The sequence below is a fragment of the Thermomonas paludicola genome (genome assembly GCF_024498955.1).
GTDB lineage: Bacteria > Pseudomonadota > Gammaproteobacteria > Xanthomonadales > Xanthomonadaceae > Thermomonas > Thermomonas paludicola.
Genome location: NZ_CP093311.1, coordinates 1,800,245 through 1,818,535 on the forward strand (window position 1 = coordinate 1,800,245; position 18,291 = coordinate 1,818,535).

Here is an 18,291-nt window from a genome sequence, read left to right on the forward strand (position 1 = left end):
ACCACTCCCGCGCCCGGACGCTGCCAGACGCACCTGCGCCGCCCGCACGATGCGGGCGACCGTCAAGTTCCGTTCTACGTGGCGGGCGTCCGTGCCGTGATCGCCGCGTCAGTGAACGTCCCGCCAATACTCGTGTTTCAGCAGCCAGGCCATCAACGAAAAGAAGACCAGGAACAGGATTGCCCACACGCCCACGCCCTGCCGCTTCAGTGCCACCGGTTCGCCCGCGTATTCGAGGAACGCGGTGATGTCGCGCACCGTGCGGTCGAACTGCTTGGCATCCTGGCGACCGGGCTGGCTGATGGTGAAGCCATCCACCGGCAGATCACCTGATGCGGTCTTCTTGCCATACACCGGCTGCTGCACGCCCTGCAGCTCCCACAGGGGGTTGGGCATGGAGGCGTTGACGAACAGCGTGTTGTTCCAGCCCACCGGGCGGCTCTCGTCCAGATAGAAGGACTTGAGGTAGGTGTAGATCCAGTCGCTGCCGCGCACCCGCCCCACCAGGCTCAGGTCCGGCGGCGCCTTGCCGAACGCGGCCGTGGCCAGCTCGGGCGGCATCGCCGAGATGACGTGGTCGCCGATCTTGCCGCCGGTGAAATTGAGGTGGGCCTGCACGTCGTCTTCAGACAGCCCCAGGTCCTCGGCAATCCGCGCATAGCGCACGTACTTCAGCGAGTGGCAGCCACCGCAGTAGTTCACGAACAGGGCAGCGCCGCGTTGCAGCGAAGCCTTGTCATTGAGGTCGGTGCCCGACTGTTGCAGGTTGCCGCCCTCGTTGGCCAGCGCCACGGTGCTGAGCAGCAGGCCCGCGGCGAATACCGCCGCGCGAGACAGGAGGTTCTTAGTCATGCATCGTCACCCGTTCCGGCACCGGCTTGGTCTTGTCCAGCTTGGACCAGACCGGCATGGTGATGAAGAAAGCGAAATAGAGGAAGGTCAGCACGCGGCCGATGATGGTTTCCACCGGGTCGGTGCCCGGGCCGCCGCCGATCTTGGCCAGCCACACGAAGCAGACCACGAACAGCATCAGCATCGACCAGCTCAGGATGCCGCGATAGCGGTACGACTTGACCGGGGACTTGTCCAGCCACGGCACCAGGAACAGGCAGACGATCGCGCCGAACATCACCAGCACGCCCCACAGCTTGATGCCGAAGAACGAGGGCACCACGCGCAACATCGCGTAATACGGGGTGAAGTACCACACCGGCTTGATGTGCGCGGGGGTCACCAGCGGATTGGCCTGAGTGAAGTTGTCATGCTCCAGGAACAGCCCGCCGAAGGTCGGCGCGAAGAAAATGATGAACGCCGCGATGGTCAGGAAGCAGCCGACGTAGAAGAGGTCCTTGACCGTGTAATACGGATGGAAGGGGATGCCGTCGGCCGGGGCTTTCTCGGACCAGCGGTTGCCCTTCGGGCCCTTCTTGATTTCCACGCCATCGGGGTTGTTGGAGCCCACTTCGTGCAGCGCGAAGATATGCAGCACGACCAGCAGCAGCAGCACCAGCGGCATCGCGATCACGTGCAGCGCGAAGAACCGGTTGAGGGTCGCGTCGCCCGGGTTGAAGTCGCCCATGATCCATTCGGTGAGGCCGCCGCCGATCACCGGGATCGCGCCGAACAGCGAGATGATGACCTTCGCGCCCCAGTAGGACATCTGGCCCCACGGCAGCACGTAGCCCATGAAGGCTTCGGCCATCAACACCAGATAGATCACCATGCCCAGCAACCACACCAGCTCGCGCGGCTTGCGGTAGCTGCCATACATCAGCCCGCGGAACATGTGCAGGTAGATGACGATGAAGAACAGCGAGGCGCCGGTGCTGTGCATGTAGCGGATCAGCCAGCCCCACTCCACGTCGCGCATGATGTATTCCACCGAGTCGAAAGCCTCGGCGGCGCTGGGCCTGAACTGCATGGTCAGGAAGATGCCGGTCACGATCTGGTTGACCAGCACCAGGATCGACAGCACCCCGAAGATGTACCAGATGTTGAAATTCTTCGGCGCGAAATACTCGGTCATGTGCTTGCGGTAGGCAGGCATCATCCCGGGCGCGCGCTCGTTGACCCAATCCATCACGCCGGTGGCGGCATTGCAGGCGGTTTGCACGATCTTGTTCGCCATGGCTTACGCAGCTCCCTTCGGGTCAACGCCGATGACGACGGTCGTGTCGTCTTCGAAGTGATAGGGCGGAACCGGCAGGTTCAGCGGCGCCGGCTGCGACTTCAGCACGCGCCCGGCGAGGTCATAGCGCGACTTGTGGCAGGGGCAGAAATAACCGCCCTTCCAATCCGGATCGAACGGCTCGGGCTTGACCTCGGGCTTGAACTCCGGGGCACAGCCAAGATGCGTGCAGACGCCAACCAGCACCAGGATTTCCGGCTTGATCGAACGCGTCTCGTTCTGTGCATAGGACGGCTGCACCGAGGCTTCCGATTTGGGGTCGGCCACCAGGTCGGTCATCTGCGGCAGGATGCCCAGCATGGCCTTGGAGCGCTTGGCGATGTAGATCGGCTGCCCGCGCCAGTTCAGCACCAACTGCTGGCCTTCTTCCAGGGCCGCGATGTCCTGGGTCACCGGCGCGCCGGCGAAACGCGCACGCGCGCTGGGGCTCCACGACTTGATGAACGGCACCGCCGCGAACCCGGCACCCACCGCCCCTACCACCGCAGTCGTTGCGGTGAGGAACCGGCGCCTGCCGTTGTTGACCTCTTCGTTGGCCATCCCGCACTCCGAATAGGAAATCTGAACACACATGCAGCCGCCGGCACAGCGCCGCCCAACCACACAAAGACGGGGAAGTGTAACGGAAGGCTTAACGAGCCGACAATCCGCCCCGCAGCGGCGACGCGACCGGGTTGACCGCGCCCCGATAGCGCTCGGCCAGCACCCCGACCCGCTGCACGTAACGCTGGGTTTCGCTGTAGGGCGGCACGCCGCCGTATTTGTCCACAGCGCCTTCGCCGGCGTTGTATCCGGCCGCGGCAAGCGTCACATTGCCGTTGAAACGCTTGAGCAACCAGGCCAGATACTGCACCCCACCGCGAATGTTCTGCCCTGCATTGAAGGCATCCGTGACGCCGAAACGGCGTGCGGTGGCCGGCATCAGCTGCATCAGCCCCTGCGCGCCGACCCGCGACAGCGCCCTCGGATTGAATGCCGATTCGGCATGGATGATCGCGCGCACGATGGCTTCCTCCACCCCTTGTTCGCGGGCGGCAGCGGCAATTTCATCCTGGTAGGCCGTGGTATTGAGGCGCAGCGTGCTGAAATTCAGCCCCGGCTGGCTACCGCAGGCATAACAGGTTTCCATGAAGCTGTACTGGATCGTGCGGATCGACGCGGCCGCGACCCCGGCCGGGCGCACGCTGGTGTAGTTGCGCACGCCGTCCTTGCCCAGATAGGCATAGACCTGCCCACGCACCAGCCGCGGCGGCGGGGCAACCGGCGTTGGCACGGGCGCGGTCAACACCGCCACCTGCTGCGCTGGCGGTGGCGCCGGCTCCACCACGACGGCGCGCGTGGGCGGCGCAACCACCCGTGGCCTGGCCGCAGCCACATGCCGGTTGGAATAATTTCCCATCAACCTGCACTGCGCACCCGGCACGCGCTTGTTGGTATAGCTGGTCGCGCCATCCCCGCTGTCGCAGCGATAGACCTTGCCCGCCATCGCCGGCATGGCCAGCGCAAGCAGCAACAGAATGACAACCCTCCCCTTCATGGCCGGCAGTCTTACCCCATCCTGCAAAGATGGCAACCCCGGCGCGCCCGGACAGCCGCTAGAATGGCCGTTTGCAACCGGCCCGGACTCATCGCCGCGCCCCGGATCCACGCCATGACCGACCTGCACCCCCTGCCCGCACTCCCCGCCACCCGCACGCCTCGTCCGGGCGCGAAGAAGCTCTATATCCAGACCCACGGCTGCCAAATGAACGAGTACGACTCGGCGCGCATGGCCGACGTTCTGCACGCCGAAGAAGGCATGGAGTTGACCACGAACGCCGACGAAGCCGACGTGATCCTGATCAATACCTGCTCGATCCGCGAAAAAGCCCAGGAAAAAGTGTTCAGCCAGCTGGGCCGCTGGAAGGGCCTGAAGCAGGGCGAGCGCCCGGTCATCATCGGCGTGGGCGGCTGCGTGGCCTCGCAGGAAGGCGCGGCCATCCTCGACCGCGCGCCCTACGTGGATCTGGTGTTCGGGCCGCAAACCCTGCATCGGTTGCCGGAGCTGATCCGCGAACGTCGCGACTCCGGCAAGCCGCAGGTGGACATCAGCTTCCCCGAAATCGAGAAATTCGACCGCCTGCCCGAACCGCGCGCCGAAGGCCCGACCGCCTTCGTATCGATCATGGAGGGCTGCTCGAAATACTGCTCCTACTGCGTGGTGCCTTACACGCGAGGGGAAGAAATCAGCCGGCCTCTGGAGGGCGTGCTGGCCGAAGTGGCCGAACTGGCCGCGCAGGGCGTGCGCGAAGTGAATTTGCTGGGCCAGAACGTCAATGCCTATCGTGGCCCCTACGGCGACGGCGAGTTTGCCGACCTGGGCTTGCTGATCCGCACGATTGCCGAAATCGATGGCATCGGCCGCATCCGTTTCACCACCTCGCATCCGCTGGAGTTCTCCGACTCGCTGGTGGAGGCCTACCGCGACGTGCCCAAGCTGGCCAATTACCTGCACCTCCCTGTCCAGTCCGGCAGCGACCGCATCCTGTCGGCGATGAAGCGCGGCTACACCGCGCTGGAGTTCAAGCAGAAGATCCGCAAGCTGCGCGCGGTGCGCCCGGATATTTCGGTGTCCTCGGACTTCATCGTCGGCTTCCCCGGCGAGACTGAAGCGGACTTCGAAAAGACCATGAAGCTGATCGAAGACGTGGGCTTCGACCAGAGTTTCTCGTTCATCTATTCGCGTCGCCCCGGCACGCCGGCCGCCGATCTGGAAGACACCACCACCAGCGCGGAAAAGCACGCGCGGCTGGACCGCCTGCAAAAACACATCACCGCACACGCAGCCACGATCTCCAAATCGATGGTAGGCAGCGTGCAGACCGTGCTGGTGGAGGGACCGTCGCGCAAGGATCCCAACGAGCTGACCGGCAAGACCGAAAACATGCGCTCGGTGAACTTCGCCGGCCATCCGCGCCTGATCGGGCAGTTCGTCGAAGTGGCGATTACCGATGCAATGCCCAATTCCCTGCGCGGACGGGTGCTGACGGGCGACGCCACGGCCTGAGCCGCAGCGCCGGAAACATCACTTCGACGGCGCCTGGTACACGGGCTTGCCATCCACATAGGTGGCCTGCACGGTCAGCGAGCGCAGCGCCGCATCCGGCACCGCCAGCGGGTCTTCCGCCAGCACCACGAAATCGGCGCGCTTGCCGGGCGCGAGGCTGCCCAGCTCGTTCTCGGCAAAACCGGCGTAGGCGGCGTCCAGCGTGAAACCGCGCAGCGCTTCGAAGGCCGTCAGCTTTTCATCGGGATACCAGCCGCCGGCGGGCAGACCCTGCGCATCGCTGCGGGTGACCGCCGCGTACAGGCCCAGGCGCGGATCGACCGACTCGATCGGGAAGTCCGACCCCAGCGCCAGATGGGTGCCGGCATCGCGCAGCTGGCGCCACGCATAGGCGCCGACAATTCGCTGCGGCCCCAGCCGATCCTGTGCCCACGGCATGTCGCTGGTGGCATGGGTGGGCTGCATGGACGCGATCACGTGCATCTTTGCCAGCCGCGGCAAGTCTTCCGGCGAGAGCACCTGCGCGTGTTCGATGCGCCAGCGGTGGTCCGTGTCCACATCCTTGCCCAAGGCATTGGCATACGTGTCCAGCGCAACCCGGTTGCCGCGATCGCCGATCGCATGGGTCGCCACCTGCACGCCGCAGCGATGCGCCTTTTCCGCGGCGGCAGCCAGTTCCTGCGGCGACATCACCATCAAGCCGCGGTTGCCGTGATCGTCGCTGTAATCGGCCAGCAGCGCCGCACCGCGGCTACCCAGCGCGCCGTCGGCATACAGCTTGACCGTGCGCATCTGCAATCGCCCGGAGGGGTGCCGATACAAGCCATGCCGGCACAACGACTCGAGCGCAGCCTTGTTGCCGTCGGCCATCGCATAGATGCGCAGCGGCATCTGCCCACGATCGGCCAGATGCTGGTAGATGCGCAGCTCTTCCAGCGGAATGCCGGCATCGTGCACGCCGGTCAGGCCGTGTGCCACCGCCGCTTGCATGCCCAGCACCAGCGCGCGCTCGGTGGTGGCTTCATCCGCTGGAGGGCGCACGTCTTCCACCAGGTTGGTGGCGTTGTCCACGAACACACCGGTGGGCTTGCCGCTGGCATCGCGGCGGATGTTGCCACCCTCCGGCTGCCAGCTGCCGGCCAGGTCGCGCTTGACCCAATGCATCGCGGCGCTGTTGGCCCAGCCGGCATGGCCATCGATCCGCGACAGCCACACCGGGCGATCGGGGAACGCGGCATCCAGATCCGCCGCGCTGGGGAACGCCTTGCCCGGCCAGCGATTCTGATCCCAGCCGCGCCCGATCAGCCATGCCCCTGGCGGCAAATCCCTGGCGAACGCGCGCAGGCGCTCGACCACTTCGCCCTTGCTGGTGGCGCCAACCAGATCAGCAGTGAGCATCGACTGCCCCAACCCCGCAACGTGGCCGTGTGCGTCGATCAACCCCGGCACCACGGTGGCTGCGCCTACATCCAGCCGACGCGCACCTGCAAAACGCGCCAGCAGCGCGTCGGCATCGCCCACCGCGAGGATCTTGCCCTCCGCATCGAACGCCATCGCCTTTGCTTCGGGCTGGCTGGCCTGCATGGTGTGGATGCGGCGCGCGGTCAGCACGGTCACGTCGGCCGCGTGCACCGACGATGCCGCGATGGCCAAGAGCAAGGCACAGGCGAGCTTGCGCATGTTGTTCCCCCGATGACGAGTCCGCCACAATGCGGCAAGCCGGCAGGCCGGGCAAGGTGCGGCGCAGCGCTTCATGGCGATATGCCCCCGGCCGCGTTACCCTTCGCGGCCTATGCCACATCGTGATTTCACCCTCGAGCCGGACGACATCGAGCGCCTGGCCAACATGTGCGGGCCGTTCGATGCGCATCTGCGCCTGATCGAACTGCGATTGGGCGTGGAAATCGCCAATCGCGGCGGCGTATTCCGGGTCAGCGCGGACGACGCGGAGACGGCGATGCGTGCGGAAACCTTCCTGCGCCAGCTCTACGACGACGCCGCCGTGGAGCCGCTGGGCGAACATGCCGTCCATCTGCGGCTTGGCGCGTTTGCCGGCTCCGAACGGATGCCTGCCGCGCGGGGCGATGGCAGCCCGCAGGACATCGCCGTGCGGGTCAAGCGCGGCACATTGCGCGGGCGCGGTGCGAACCAGCAGAGATACCTGCACGAAATCGCCACGCACGACATCAATTTCGGCATTGGTCCGGCCGGCACCGGCAAGACTTTCCTGGCCGTTGCGATGGCGGTGGATGCACTCAACCAATCCCGGGTGCAGCGGCTGATCCTGGTGCGCCCGGCGGTGGAGGCTGGTGAAAAGCTGGGCTTCCTGCCGGGCGACCTGACCCAGAAAGTGGACCCGTATCTGCGCCCGCTGTACGACGCGCTGTACGAGATGCTGGGCGTGGACAAGGTGGCGCGCCTGCTGGAGCGCAACGTCATCGAAATCGCGCCGCTGGCCTACATGCGCGGGCGCACGCTCAACGACGCCTTCGTGATCCTGGACGAGGCGCAGAACACCAGCATCGAACAGATGAAAATGTTCCTCACCCGCCTGGGATTTGGCAGCACGGCGGTGATTACCGGCGACATGACCCAAATTGATTTGCCCAAGCACCAGAAATCCGGGTTGCGCGATGCGACCGAAGTATTGCGCGGGGTGGAAGGCGTCAGCTTCACTTTTTTCGAAGCCCGCGACGTGGTGCGGCATCCGCTGGTGGCGCGAATCGTGAACGCCTACGAAGCGCGCGATGCCAGAATCGATCAGGCGTAGGATCTCCCCATGACCAAAGGCCCCGTTCGACTGGATGTTGCCGTGGGTTACGCCGCGCCTCGCGCCGGCGTGCCGGCGGCGGTGAGTTTTCGCAAATGGGTCGCCGCGGCACTGGCGGGGCGCATCCGCGAGGCCGACCTGGCTATCCGCATCGTCGATATCGAAGAAGGCCGCGCGCTCAACCACCATTATCGCGGCAAGGACTACGCCACCAATGTATTGAGCTTTCCGGCAGAACTGCCGGAGGGCCTGCCCAAGCACGTGAAACTGCCCCTGCTCGGCGATCTGGTGCTGTGCGCGCCGGTGGTGGCGCGCGAAGCGAACGAGCAGAACAAGCCGCTCAACGCACACTATGCCCACCTGACCGTGCACGGCTGCCTGCACCTGCTGGGGCTGGATCACCAGGACCCGCGCGAGGCCGACGCCATGGAGCAGCTGGAGCGCGACATATTGGCCAGCCTTGGCCTGCCGGATCCCTACCTCGGCAACTGACCGCCGCTACTTCGGGCCAGCCGGCTCAAGATCGAGCTTGCGCGCCAGCGCAATGAAGCGGGGATCATCGGCATAGCGGGACACGAAGGGCATGTAGCGAATTTCCGCCAGCCCCGGATCCCCGGTTTGGCGGGCGACATCCAGCCAGTGGAACATCGCGTCGCGGTCGTCGCGCTGCGCATAGACGCCCGCTATCTGGGTGGCGGCATCGCCCGCATGTTCGCGAATCAGGACCTGCAGCTCGGCGTCGGAACGCGCGCGTTCGGCATTGGCCCAATACGCCATCGCCAGCGCATAGCTGCGCCACAGTGCTTGCGGCTCGCGCCTGGCGATCTCCACTGCTTCGGGGGTGCGGTTCTGCTGGAATACCGCCATTGCCAGGAATGCCTGCGCCAACGGCAGGCCGGGCTCCAGCTCCAGCGCCTGCCGCAGCACGTGCTCTGCCTGCGGGTAGTCGGCCAGCCCCAGATAGACGCTGCCCAAGCTGTACAGCGTCGGCGCCGACAGCGGATTGGAGCGCAGCGCCTGGCGCAGCGATTCGGCGGCGTCCTGCAACTGCCCGAAACCGATCTGCCGCACGGCCAGCATGGCCAGCAGGCTTGCATCGCCGGGGCGCAGCGTCAGCGCGCGCCGGATTTCCTCCATCGCAGCCACGGGGTCGCCGGCCACGGCACCCAGCCACGCGGCGTTGGCCTGATGCGCCTCCGCACCGTCGGGGGCCAACTTCAACGCTGCCGCCGCCTCACGCCGCGCCTGCTCCGTCGCGGCACGCACGCCCGCCTCATCCAGCGGGAACCGCACGACCTGCTGGATCAACGCCTGCGCCAACCGTGCGTGCGCATGTGCATAGGCGGGATCGATGGCCAGTGCCCGCTGATAGGCTTCCACCGCCTGCCGCGTGCTGAAGATGTCGCCCTGCGCGATCAGCGCGTCGCCCCGAAGCACTTCTTCGTAGGCCGCAAGGCTGCGCCCCGGCGGGCGTTCGTCCTGTCCGCGCTTCGCTGCAGGCTGCGCGTGCAGGGCCGACACCACCGCCGCCACGACTTCGTCCTGCAAACCAAACAGCTCGCGCTCGACGCGTTGGTAATGCTGCGACCACAAGGTGCCGCCATCCGAGGTCTGCACCAGCTCCAGCTGCAACTCCAGCGCCCCGTCCTGCCGGCGCAGGCTGCCGCGCAGCAGGTGGCTGGCGCCCAGCGTTCCGCCCATCACGCTATTGAGCTCACTGGATCCACGCAGGCGAAACGTCGATTCCGGGCTGATGGCGCCCAGTCCGGGCACGCGCGCCAGTGCATTCGTCAACTGCATCGCCATGCCATCGCCGAACAGGCGCGCGTCGGCATCGCCCGCCGCCGTTTCCAGCGGCAGCACGGCCAGCACGCCGATGCTGGCTGGCGGGGTGGCAGGGGCGGGCCGGCTGGCGACACTCACCGCTGGCGGTGCAGCAGGCCCGGAACAGGCCGCCATCGCCCATGCCAGCGCCAGCAATGCCGGCCATGCACTCCATCGTGCGCCTGGCGCCCCGCCGCGCGCCCACAACCCGACACTCATCCAGAACCCCTTGGCTTGGCTTCATCCTGCTTCAGCAACTGCCAACGTGAAAGCGCGCCGTGGCGGGCCATGCCGCACGCGCGGATGCCGCCACTGCCCGTCGTGCCGGGATTCGCTAGACTGCACGCGTTACAAGCCATAGAGACCTGCACGCCCCATGTCAGAGGACGACAGTCGGCACGACGCCGATTCCGAGGAAAAAAACGGCGAGAAACCCCGCCGATCCTGGCTGGACCGCATCAGCGCGGCCCTGTCCGGCGAACCGACCAGCCGCGAGGATCTGGTCGAACTGTTACGCGACGTACAGGCGGACGGGCTGATTGGAGCCGATACCCTGCGCATGATGGAGGGCGCCATCGCCATCGCCGGGATGACGGTGGGCGACGTGATGGTGCCGCGCGCGCAGATGGTTGCGTTGTCTGCGGGCAGCAGCCTGCTGGAACTGATGCAGCAGGTCGTGGAATCCGGCCATTCGCGCTTCCCGGTGCATGGCGATGACAAGGACGAGATCCTCGGCGTCCTGCTGGCCAAGGACCTGCTGCGCGGCGTGGTGGTGGACAACGGACCGGCAAGCGTGCACGAGCTGCTGCGCCCTGCCGTGCTGATCCCCGAGTCGAAGAACCTCAACGTGCTGCTGCGCGAGTTCCGGCAGTCGCGCAACCACATGGCCATCGTCATCGACGAATACGGCGGCGTGGCGGGCCTGGTGACCATTGAGGACCTGCTGGAAGAAATCGTCGGCGAGATCGATGACGAGCATGACGATGCCGCCGACGACACCCGGCTGATCTCCGCGCAGGCCGATGGCCAGTTCGTCGTGGACGCACTGACCCCGATTGGCGATTTCAACGAGCGTTTCGGCGCCGACTTCGACGATGACGAATACGACACCATCGGCGGACTGGTCACCGCCGCCATCGGCCACCTGCCGGAAGCCGGCGAGGAACTGACGCTTGCCCGCTTCGTGTTCCGCGTCGCCAGCGCCGACGCGCGCCGGCTGATCGCACTGCATGTGAGCGTCCATGCGGCGGATTGACGTCCTGCACCTGCTGGCCGCATTGCTGCTGATGCTGCTGGCCGGACTGGCGCGCGCGCAGCCAGCGCCCGCGGCACCCGCACCACGCATCGGCGTGCTGACCATGGGGCCGGGCGAAATTTTCTGGGAACGCTTCGGCCACGACGCCATCGTGGTGGACGACCCCGCGCAATCGGGGCCGATCAGCTACAACTTCGGCTATTTCGACATGGAAGAAGCCGGATTCGTCGGCCGCTTCATCCGAGGCCGGATGCAATACATGCTGGTCGCCCTGCCACTGGGGGATGACCTGCAGTACTACCGTGACGTGGGACGCGGCGCGCGCCTGCAATGGCTCGACTTCGACCCGGCGCAAGCGCGCCAGCTTGCCGCTGCGCTGGCGGAGAACGCGAAGCCCGAACATGCGCGTTATCGCTACGACTACTACACCGACAACTGCGCCACGCGCGTGCGCGATGCGCTGGATCGCGCGCTGGGCGGGCAGCTAAGGCGACAACTGGAAGGTCGCTCCAGCGGCGACACGTGGCGCACCGAATCGCTGCGCCTGGCCGCACCCGCGCCGTGGATGTGGCTGGGCTTCGACATCGCGCTGGGACCATCGGCCGATATCGCACTGAACCGCTGGCAGCAGGATTTCCTGCCGCGCCGGCTGGCGGATGACCTGCGCAAGGTGCAGCGTGCCGATGGCCGGCCGCTGGTCGTGGCGGAAACCGAACTGCTGCCGCAGCGGCAGGCCGCCGAACCCGACGGGCATCCCGGCGCACTGTGGCCCTGGTTGTTGGCCGGTGTGTTGCTGGCCTCGCTGACGCTTGCCTTCGCCGAGCGCCACCCGCGCGCGCTGGCCAGCTTCGCCGGCATGGCCTGGGTGCTGTGCGGCACGCTGGGGCTGGTGTTGGCGCTGGCCTGGGGGTTCACCGACCACCGTGCGCTCTGGGCCAACCGCAACCTGCTGTTGTTCGACCCCCTCTGCCTGCTGTTGCTGCCCGGCGCATGGTCGCTGCTGCGCGGGCGGGCGCCGTCGGCACGTTTCCGCACACTGCTGATCGTGGTGGCCGCGCTGGCCGCGCTGGCCTGCCTGCCGCTGTGGCTGCAACTCCAACCGCAGCGCAACGGTCACTGGGTGGTCCTGCTGCTTCCGCTGCACGCGGCGTTTGCCAAGCTCTGGGCGGCCCGCAAGCATGCTTGAAGCAACCGGCGCGCAGGGGCAGGATGCAGCGATGAACGCCACCCCTCCCGTGCCCGGCTGCGTGGTCAATTGCGCCGCCTACGACAGCAACGGATGCCGCCGGAACATTTCCATCGATGCCATCAGCGACGTGCTGGCAACGGACGATGGCAGCTTTGTCTGGGTCGGCCTGTACGAACCGGCGGCCTCGCTGCTGGACAAGCTGCAGGAAGAGTTCGGCCTGCATTCACTGGCCATCGAAGACGCCCAGCATGCGCACCAGCGCCCCAAGCTGGAAATCTACGAAAACGCGCTGTTCATCGCCGCGCATACCGCCCAGCAGGTCGATGGCCACGTGCGTTTTGGCGAAACCCATATGTTCATTGGCGCGCGCTTCCTGGTCACGGTCCGGCACGGCGCCTCGCTCAGCTTCACCAGCGTGCGCGAGCGGCTGGAACGCGAACCCGCGCTGCTGGCACAGGGGCCAAGCAGCGCCCTGCACGCCGTCCTGGATTTCATCGCCGACAACTACCAGTTGATCGCCGCCGAGTTCGAACGCGAGCTGGACATGCTGGAACAGGATGTGTTTGCGGAAAGCTACAAGCGCGGCACCATCCGTCGCCTGTATGAATTGCGCAAGGAACTGACCCAGATGCGGATGGCGGTGGCGCCGATGCAGGACATCCTCTCGCAGCTGATGCGTACCCCGGCGCTTGCCATTCCGGAGGAAGGGAAGCCCTATTTCCGCGACGTGCTCGATCACGTTGCACGCGTGGGCGACACCATCGATACCCTGCGCGAAATGGTGTCGGCGGCGATGAACGTGAACCTGTCGCTGGTGACCGTGGCACAGGGCGAGATCGTCAAGAAACTGGCCGGTTGGGCCGGCCTGCTGGCTGCGCCAACGCTGATCACCAGCTGGTACGGCATGAACTTCCAGAACATGCCGGAACTGCACGGCCGCTACAGCTACGCGATGCTGATCGGCCTGGTCACCCTGGTTTGCGTGGGGCTGTACCGCTACCTGCGCCGGATCGACTGGCTGTAAGCCGGCGGTCAGCGCAGCGCCAGCACCACCCAGGCAACCACTGCCGCCACGGCGAGCACCCCGACCCACCACCACAGCGGCATCCGGAAACGGGGGGGCGCGGGACGCCCGGCAACCTGCTGGAGCTCGGATCGCGTCGAATCCAGCAGGCGGAAGCGCACGTTGTCGAATCCGATTTCGTCGCCGCTGCGCGCCAGGGCGCTGTCGATGCGGCGGTCATTGACGAAGGTGCCATTGGTCGAGCCCAGGTCCTCAACCCGGACGCCATCTTCCAGCGGCATCAGCCGCGCATGTTGGCGTGAGAGGCCGGGCGCCTCCACCTGCAGCGCGCACTCAACCGCCCGCCCCACCGTGGTCGCCCCGAGCAGCGGATAGCTCCGCCCCAGCCCGGCACCCGACACGCAGCGCAACACATACCTGGGCAGCGCCGGGCGCACGGTGGTCATCCCCGAGTCTTCGTTGGCTGCCGCCGGCAGCGGCCGGGAATCCCCGCTGGCCGGCTGTGGCACGGCACCCACGCTGGCCAAACGCGCCTGGATGCCATCGATGCCGATGCAGTCGCCAAGGCGCAGCGCAATCAGTCCGTCCACCGCGCGCCCATTGACGCTCACCGCGCCACCCGGCGGCACCTGCAGCATCACCCGGTTGTTGCCAACGTGCAGTTCGCAATGCTGCGGCTGCACGCCGGGGCGATCAAGGACGACCGTGCTTTGCGGATCTGACCCCACCCGGTTGATACCGGAGTTGAGCAGCACTTGGGCATGTTCGCCCGCTGGAAAAACCAGTTTCATGTCATCGCCCTTTTCATCTGCTTGGGAACAGCCACCAGATACCCTGCCAAACGCCCGGTCACCCATCACTGCCCGATATGCTGCTTCAACCAGGCATTGACGGTGTCATGCCACAGCACGCTGTTTTGCGGCTTGAGCACCCAGTGGTTCTCGTCCGGGAAATACAGGAACTTGGACTCGACACCCTTGCGCTGCAAGGCGGAGAACAGCCCGATGCCCTGCTCCACCGGAATGCGGAAATCCTGCTGCCCGTGGACAACCAGCATCGGCACCTTGAAGTTCGCCACATGGTTGGCCGGGTTGAACGTCTGGTAGCCCTGCGGGTTGTCGTATGGCGTGCCGCCATTCTCCCATTCGCTGAACCACAGCTCCTCGGTGGCGTAGCCCATGGCGTTGTTTTCGAACACGCCGTCGTGGCTGACCAGGCACTTCCACGGCGACTTGCCGTCCTTGTCGTACCAGTTGCCCTCGATCCAGTTGACCATGTAACCGCCGTAGCTGGCACCCAGCGCGCACGCCTTGTCGCCGTCGAGGAAGGCGTACTTCTGCTGCGCCGCGGCCCAACCCTTCTGCAGGTCTTCCAGCGGGCGATCGCCCCAATGCCGGCTGATTGCATCGGTGAACTTCTGGCCATAACCGGTGCTGCCGTGGAAGTCGATCATCACCACCGCATAGCCCTGCCCGGCATAGGTCTGCGGGTTCCAGCGGTAGCTCCAGCCATCACCGAAACTGCCCTGCGGGCCGCCGTGGATCAGGAAGGCCACCGGATACTTCTTGCCCGGCTGATAGTTCCACGGCTTGACCACGTAGCCGTGCACGGTGTCGTTGTTCCAGCCAACGAAGCTGAACTGCTCGTAGGCACCCCAGGCCACGTCGGGAAGCATGTCGCCGGCGCTGGGGGTGATGGCACGGATTGGCGCCTTGCCATCGGCATCGGCAATTGCGATCACGTCGCCGGTCTTCATCGAATTGCGCGAGAACGCCAGCGTCGGTCCAGCCAGGTCGAAGGACGAAACGCTACCGTCCTTGACCACGTTTTCCACCTCGCCATTGCCCAGCGAAACGCGGAACAGCGGGTGCCGGCCCAGCTCCTGGGCGGTGGTGTAGATCCACTTGCCATCGGCCGACAGGGTGATGCCGTCGGCGGAGGCATCCCAGCGCGGCGCGATTTCACGGGACTTGCCGGAGGCCAGGTCCATCGCCATCAACGCGAAACGATCCGCTTCGAAGCCGGGCCGCGCCATCGCGCGGTAATAGAGCGTCTTGCCATCGGCCGAAAACACCGGCCCTGCATCCCACGCCTTGTTGGCGTCGGTCAGGTTGCGCGCGCCACTGCCATCGGCATTCACCAGCCAGATGTCGAAATTGGTGCTCCACGGCTCTTCGCGATTGGACTGGCGCACGCTCATCGCCACCGATTTGCCGTCGGGCGACCAGGCGAAATCGGACAGGTCGCCGAACGGCTTGGAGGGGATGTCACCTTCGATCTCGCCGCTCAGCAAGGTCGCCGACGTGAGCTTGCCTGCGCTGCCGAGCGGCGCCGCGAAGACGCGATTCAGGCGACCATCGGCCCACGTGTCCCAGTGGCGGATGAACATGCGGTCGAACACCACGCCAGTGGCCTTGCTCGCGGCCACATCGTCCAGCATTTTCTTGGTGCAGGCCAGGTCTGCCTTGCATCCGGGAAACACCGCGAACGCCAGCGCAACCTGCTTGCCGTCCGGCGAGAGCTTGTAGCCATCGACATCCAGCGCGAACTCGCTGCGCTGCACCGGCTCGCCGCCTGCTGCCGGCATCGAATACAACTGCATGGAACCGGACTTGGCGCTGAGGAAGTACAGCGTGGCGCCGTCGGCCGAGAACGCCGGCGAATTGACGCTCCAGCCCTCCGGCGACACCTGCTTCGGCGGCGCGTTGTCGCGCGTGACCAGGTTGCGCATCCACAGGGTGGTGGCGGACTTGTTGCTGTCCTTGTTCACCGTGCGCCTGGCGAACACCAGCACGCGCCCGTCCGGCGACAGCGTCGGCGAGGAATAGCGATCCATGTAGGCCATGTCCTGCACGGTGAAACCGCGCGAACCTGCTTTGGAGGGCATGGCAGCAAGCGACGGCAGCGACAGCGCAAGGGCAAGCGGAAGAATGGCGTAGTGCAGTTTCATGACAGTTTTCCGTGACATGTAGATGACGGGAATTTCAAAACAGACGCAGGCTGTGCGTCACATCGGGCCGGGCTCGACATCGCCCAGTGCCGGTTTGGCCTTGGCGCCCGTGCGATACAGCAGCCAGGCCACCACCACCAGCACGGCAAGACCGACGTATTTGCCGAATTGCAGGCTTGCCGGCACCGCGATGACATCAGCTCGGCCGGACGCCACGATCGGGATCGCGATCAAAATACCCATCAGCGCCTCGCCGGTGATCAACCCGGCCGCAAACAGCGTTCCGGGGCGATGCAGGCGGTCGCGCGCGGCCTCGTCCCGGGTGCCCACCATGCCGTGGCGACGCTCCACCAGATACGCCAGCAAGCCACCGAGGAAGATCGGCACCATCAATTCCAATGGCAGGTAGATGCCGATGGCCGCCGCCAGCACCGGCACCCGGAAGCTCGACTTGCGCGCCTTCAGCCACTCGTCGAACGCGATGATCGCGGCACCCACACCGGCGCCGATGGCGATCACGTTCCACGGCAACTCGCCACCGAACATGCCCTTGGCCACTGATGCCATCAGGGTTGCCTGTGGCGCCGACAGGGGATTGGGATGCGCCGCAGTGGGCGCGCCGATGCCGTAGGCCTGCGCCAGCAAATTCAATACCGGCGCCATGATCAAGGCGCACGAGAACGCGCCGATGCCCAGCATCAACTGCTGTTTCCACGGCGTCGCGCCAACGATGTACCCGGCTTTCAAATCCTGCAGGTTGTCGCCGCCCACCGCTGCCGCGCAGCACACCACTGCGCCGATCATGATCGCGGCCACCGCGCCGATCGGCGAGTCGCGCCCAAGCAGCAGCATCAATACAACCGAGGCGAACAGGATGGTGGCGATGGTGATGCCTGACACCGGGTTGTTCGACGAGCCCACCAGGCCGGCAAGGTAGGCCGACACCGAGACGAACAGGAAGCCGGCCACGATCATGATGACCGCCATCGGGATGCTGACCGCCCAGTTGTCGACGATGGCCTGGTAGAGCAGCAACAGCGGGATCACGAACAGGACCAGCGCCACCAGCATCCATTTCATCGGCAGGTCGCGCTCGGTTTCGGCGATGTTGGCATCGCTGCCCTTGCGCGCCGCGGCAATGCCGCTGCGCACGCCGGACAGCAGCGAGTTGCGCAGCGAAAACAGGGTCCACACGCCACCGATCAACATCGCGCCAACGCCGAGGTAGCGGATCTTCGCCGACCAGATCGCGCCAGCGATGTCCTCCGCGCCGGACCCTGCGATCTTCGCCGCCAGCGCCGGGTCGGAATCAAGGAAAAACATGTGGTAAAGCGGAATCGCGACATGCCACGAGAGAACGCTGCCGCTGACCACCACGATGCCGATGTTCAGGCCGACGATGTAGCCCACGCCCAGCAATGCCGGCGACAAATTGGTGCCGATGTAGCCGAGGTACTTGCCGAAGAAGCCAGCACCTGCGGCGGTGTCCGGGATCATCTTCATGCCGCTGGCGGCCGCCGCCTTGATGACCGCGCCGAGCGCGGCGGAAAAGGCCAGGATTTTCAGGCCGGGGCCGGGATTTTCACCGGCCTTCAGCACTTCGGCGGCCGCTTTCCCTTCCGGGAACGGCAACGGCTCCTCGACGATCATGCTGCGCCGCAGCGGCACGGAGAACAACACGCCGAGCAAGCCGCCGAGGCCGGCGATGGCGAGCACCCACGAATAGCGGAAGTCCTGCCAATAGCCGAGGATGATCAGCGCGGGAATGGTGAAAATCACGCCCGCTGCAATGGAAGAACCGGCGGACGCGCCGGTCTGCACGATGTTGTTTTCCAGGATCGTGCCTCCCCCGAGCAGACGCAGCACGCCCATCGATACCACTGCCGCGGGAATCGCGGTGGCGATGGTCAATCCGGCGAACAGGCCAAGATAGGCATTGGCCGCCGACAGGATCATCGCCAGCACAACGGCAAGAACAATCGCGCGCACGGTCAGCTGCGGTACGGCGGTACCAGGATTCGACATCGTCACCCCTCCCAGGGCAA

The 18,291-nt window shown here is 65.9% G+C and carries 15 protein-coding genes; 6 read left to right on the top strand and 9 right to left on the bottom strand.

Translation table 11 applies throughout. From position 1 onward, the window contains the following. Positions 1-108: 108 nt before the first annotated feature. From LIW09_RS08400 to LIW09_RS08415, 4 genes are all read right to left on the bottom strand, one after another. On the bottom strand, positions 109-852 hold the full coding sequence (locus LIW09_RS08400) for a cytochrome c1 (RefSeq protein WP_256645201.1): 744 nt from the start codon (positions 850-852) through the stop codon (positions 109-111). Beyond that, positions 845-2,128: a cytochrome b gene (locus LIW09_RS08405; protein WP_256645202.1), complete on the bottom strand. Its 1,284-nt coding sequence runs from the start codon at positions 2,126-2,128 to the stop codon at positions 845-847. The genes LIW09_RS08400 and LIW09_RS08405 overlap by 8 nt, the downstream gene beginning before the upstream one ends. A gap of 3 nt (positions 2,129-2,131) precedes the next feature. Further along, the gene (gene petA, locus LIW09_RS08410) at positions 2,132-2,728 is read right to left on the bottom strand and encodes a ubiquinol-cytochrome c reductase iron-sulfur subunit (RefSeq protein ID WP_256645203.1); all 597 of its coding nucleotides are present in this window, start codon (positions 2,726-2,728) and stop codon (positions 2,132-2,134) included. A gap of 91 nt (positions 2,729-2,819) precedes the next feature. Then, on the bottom strand, positions 2,820-3,725 hold the full coding sequence (locus LIW09_RS08415; protein ID WP_256645204.1) for a lytic transglycosylase domain-containing protein: 906 nt from the start codon (positions 3,723-3,725) through the stop codon (positions 2,820-2,822). Positions 3,726-3,839: 114 nt separating this feature from the next. Here LIW09_RS08415 and miaB point away from each other — a divergent pair, with 114 nt between their 5' ends. Next, on the top strand, positions 3,840-5,234 hold the full coding sequence (gene miaB, locus LIW09_RS08420; RefSeq protein ID WP_256645205.1) for a tRNA (N6-isopentenyl adenosine(37)-C2)-methylthiotransferase MiaB: 1,395 nt from the start codon (positions 3,840-3,842) through the stop codon (positions 5,232-5,234). Positions 5,235-5,252: 18 nt separating this feature from the next. Here the strand turns inward: miaB and LIW09_RS08425 are convergent, their stop codons facing one another. Next, the gene (locus LIW09_RS08425) at positions 5,253-6,914 is read right to left on the bottom strand and encodes an amidohydrolase (protein ID WP_256645206.1); all 1,662 of its coding nucleotides are present in this window, start codon (positions 6,912-6,914) and stop codon (positions 5,253-5,255) included. A 112-nt stretch (positions 6,915-7,026) separates the two neighbouring features. On the opposite strand from LIW09_RS08425, the gene LIW09_RS08430 reads away from it, so the two are divergent. After that, the gene (locus LIW09_RS08430) at positions 7,027-8,004 is read left to right on the top strand and encodes a PhoH family protein (protein ID WP_256645207.1); all 978 of its coding nucleotides are present in this window, start codon (positions 7,027-7,029) and stop codon (positions 8,002-8,004) included. 9 nt (positions 8,005-8,013) lie between these two features. Next, a complete protein-coding gene (gene ybeY, locus LIW09_RS08435; protein ID WP_256645209.1) occupies positions 8,014-8,496 on the top strand; it encodes an rRNA maturation RNase YbeY in 483 nt (160 codons plus the stop codon). A 6-nt stretch (positions 8,497-8,502) separates the two neighbouring features. Here ybeY and LIW09_RS08440 read toward each other — a convergent pair whose 3' ends face one another. Next, positions 8,503-10,047 carry a tetratricopeptide repeat protein gene (locus tag LIW09_RS08440; protein WP_256645210.1) on the bottom strand — a complete coding sequence of 515 codons (1,545 nt, stop codon included), beginning with the start codon at positions 10,045-10,047 and terminating at the stop codon, positions 8,503-8,505. A gap of 157 nt (positions 10,048-10,204) precedes the next feature. Between LIW09_RS08440 and LIW09_RS08445 the strand changes: the two genes are divergently transcribed. Genes LIW09_RS08445 through corA form a run of 3 tightly spaced genes read left to right on the top strand, consistent with a single transcriptional unit; the run spans position 10,205 to position 13,296 of the window. Then, positions 10,205-11,083, top strand: coding sequence for a CorC family transporter (locus LIW09_RS08445; protein WP_256645211.1), 879 nt, complete (start codon positions 10,205-10,207; stop codon positions 11,081-11,083). Continuing rightward, positions 11,070-12,269, top strand: coding sequence for a lipoprotein N-acyltransferase Lnb domain-containing protein (locus LIW09_RS08450; protein WP_256645212.1), 1,200 nt, complete (start codon positions 11,070-11,072; stop codon positions 12,267-12,269). The genes LIW09_RS08445 and LIW09_RS08450 overlap by 14 nt, the downstream gene beginning before the upstream one ends. A 31-nt stretch (positions 12,270-12,300) precedes the next feature. Continuing rightward, the gene (corA, locus tag LIW09_RS08455) at positions 12,301-13,296 is read left to right on the top strand and encodes a magnesium/cobalt transporter CorA (RefSeq protein ID WP_256645213.1); all 996 of its coding nucleotides are present in this window, start codon (positions 12,301-12,303) and stop codon (positions 13,294-13,296) included. Positions 13,297-13,304: 8 nt separating this feature from the next. On the opposite strand, the gene LIW09_RS08460 is transcribed toward corA, so the two are convergent. The 3 genes from LIW09_RS08460 to LIW09_RS08470 all read right to left on the bottom strand — a co-directional run bounded on the left by LIW09_RS08460 (position 13,305) and on the right by LIW09_RS08470 (position 18,271). Further along, positions 13,305-14,087 (bottom strand): FHA domain-containing protein, encoded by a 783-nt coding sequence (locus LIW09_RS08460; protein ID WP_256645214.1) that lies wholly within the window; start codon positions 14,085-14,087, stop codon positions 13,305-13,307. 65 nt (positions 14,088-14,152) lie between these two features. After that, complete coding sequence (locus LIW09_RS08465) at positions 14,153-16,246, bottom strand: S9 family peptidase (protein ID WP_256645215.1); 2,094 nt, start codon at positions 16,244-16,246, stop codon at positions 14,153-14,155. Between the two features lie 57 nt (positions 16,247-16,303). Beyond that, positions 16,304-18,271 carry an OPT family oligopeptide transporter gene (locus LIW09_RS08470; RefSeq protein WP_256645216.1) on the bottom strand — a complete coding sequence of 656 codons (1,968 nt, stop codon included), beginning with the start codon at positions 18,269-18,271 and terminating at the stop codon, positions 16,304-16,306. Positions 18,272-18,291: the final 20 nt, after the last annotated feature.

Bases quoted from the DNA above. Each gene is read 5' to 3' on its own strand.
- LIW09_RS08400 (WP_256645201.1), bottom strand. From the start codon at position 852: ATGACTAAGAACCTCCTGTCTCGCGCGGCGGTATTCGCCGCGGGCCTG.
- LIW09_RS08405 (WP_256645202.1), bottom strand. From the start codon at position 2,128: ATGGCGAACAAGATCGTGCAAACCGCCTGCAATGCCGCCACCGGCGTG.
- petA (WP_256645203.1), bottom strand. From the start codon at position 2,728: ATGGCCAACGAAGAGGTCAACAACGGCAGGCGCCGGTTCCTCACCGCA.
- LIW09_RS08415 (WP_256645204.1), bottom strand. From the start codon at position 3,725: ATGAAGGGGAGGGTTGTCATTCTGTTGCTGCTTGCGCTGGCCATGCCG.
- miaB (WP_256645205.1), top strand. From the start codon at position 3,840: ATGACCGACCTGCACCCCCTGCCCGCACTCCCCGCCACCCGCACGCCT.
- LIW09_RS08425 (WP_256645206.1), bottom strand. From the start codon at position 6,914: ATGCGCAAGCTCGCCTGTGCCTTGCTCTTGGCCATCGCGGCATCGTCG.
- LIW09_RS08430 (WP_256645207.1), top strand. From the start codon at position 7,027: ATGCCACATCGTGATTTCACCCTCGAGCCGGACGACATCGAGCGCCTG.
- ybeY (WP_256645209.1), top strand. From the start codon at position 8,014: ATGACCAAAGGCCCCGTTCGACTGGATGTTGCCGTGGGTTACGCCGCG.
- LIW09_RS08440 (WP_256645210.1), bottom strand. From the start codon at position 10,047: ATGAGTGTCGGGTTGTGGGCGCGCGGCGGGGCGCCAGGCGCACGATGG.
- LIW09_RS08445 (WP_256645211.1), top strand. From the start codon at position 10,205: ATGTCAGAGGACGACAGTCGGCACGACGCCGATTCCGAGGAAAAAAAC.
- LIW09_RS08450 (WP_256645212.1), top strand. From the start codon at position 11,070: ATGCGGCGGATTGACGTCCTGCACCTGCTGGCCGCATTGCTGCTGATG.
- corA (WP_256645213.1), top strand. From the start codon at position 12,301: ATGAACGCCACCCCTCCCGTGCCCGGCTGCGTGGTCAATTGCGCCGCC.
- LIW09_RS08460 (WP_256645214.1), bottom strand. From the start codon at position 14,087: ATGAAACTGGTTTTTCCAGCGGGCGAACATGCCCAAGTGCTGCTCAAC.
- LIW09_RS08465 (WP_256645215.1), bottom strand. From the start codon at position 16,246: ATGAAACTGCACTACGCCATTCTTCCGCTTGCCCTTGCGCTGTCGCTG.
- LIW09_RS08470 (WP_256645216.1), bottom strand. From the start codon at position 18,271: ATGTCGAATCCTGGTACCGCCGTACCGCAGCTGACCGTGCGCGCGATT.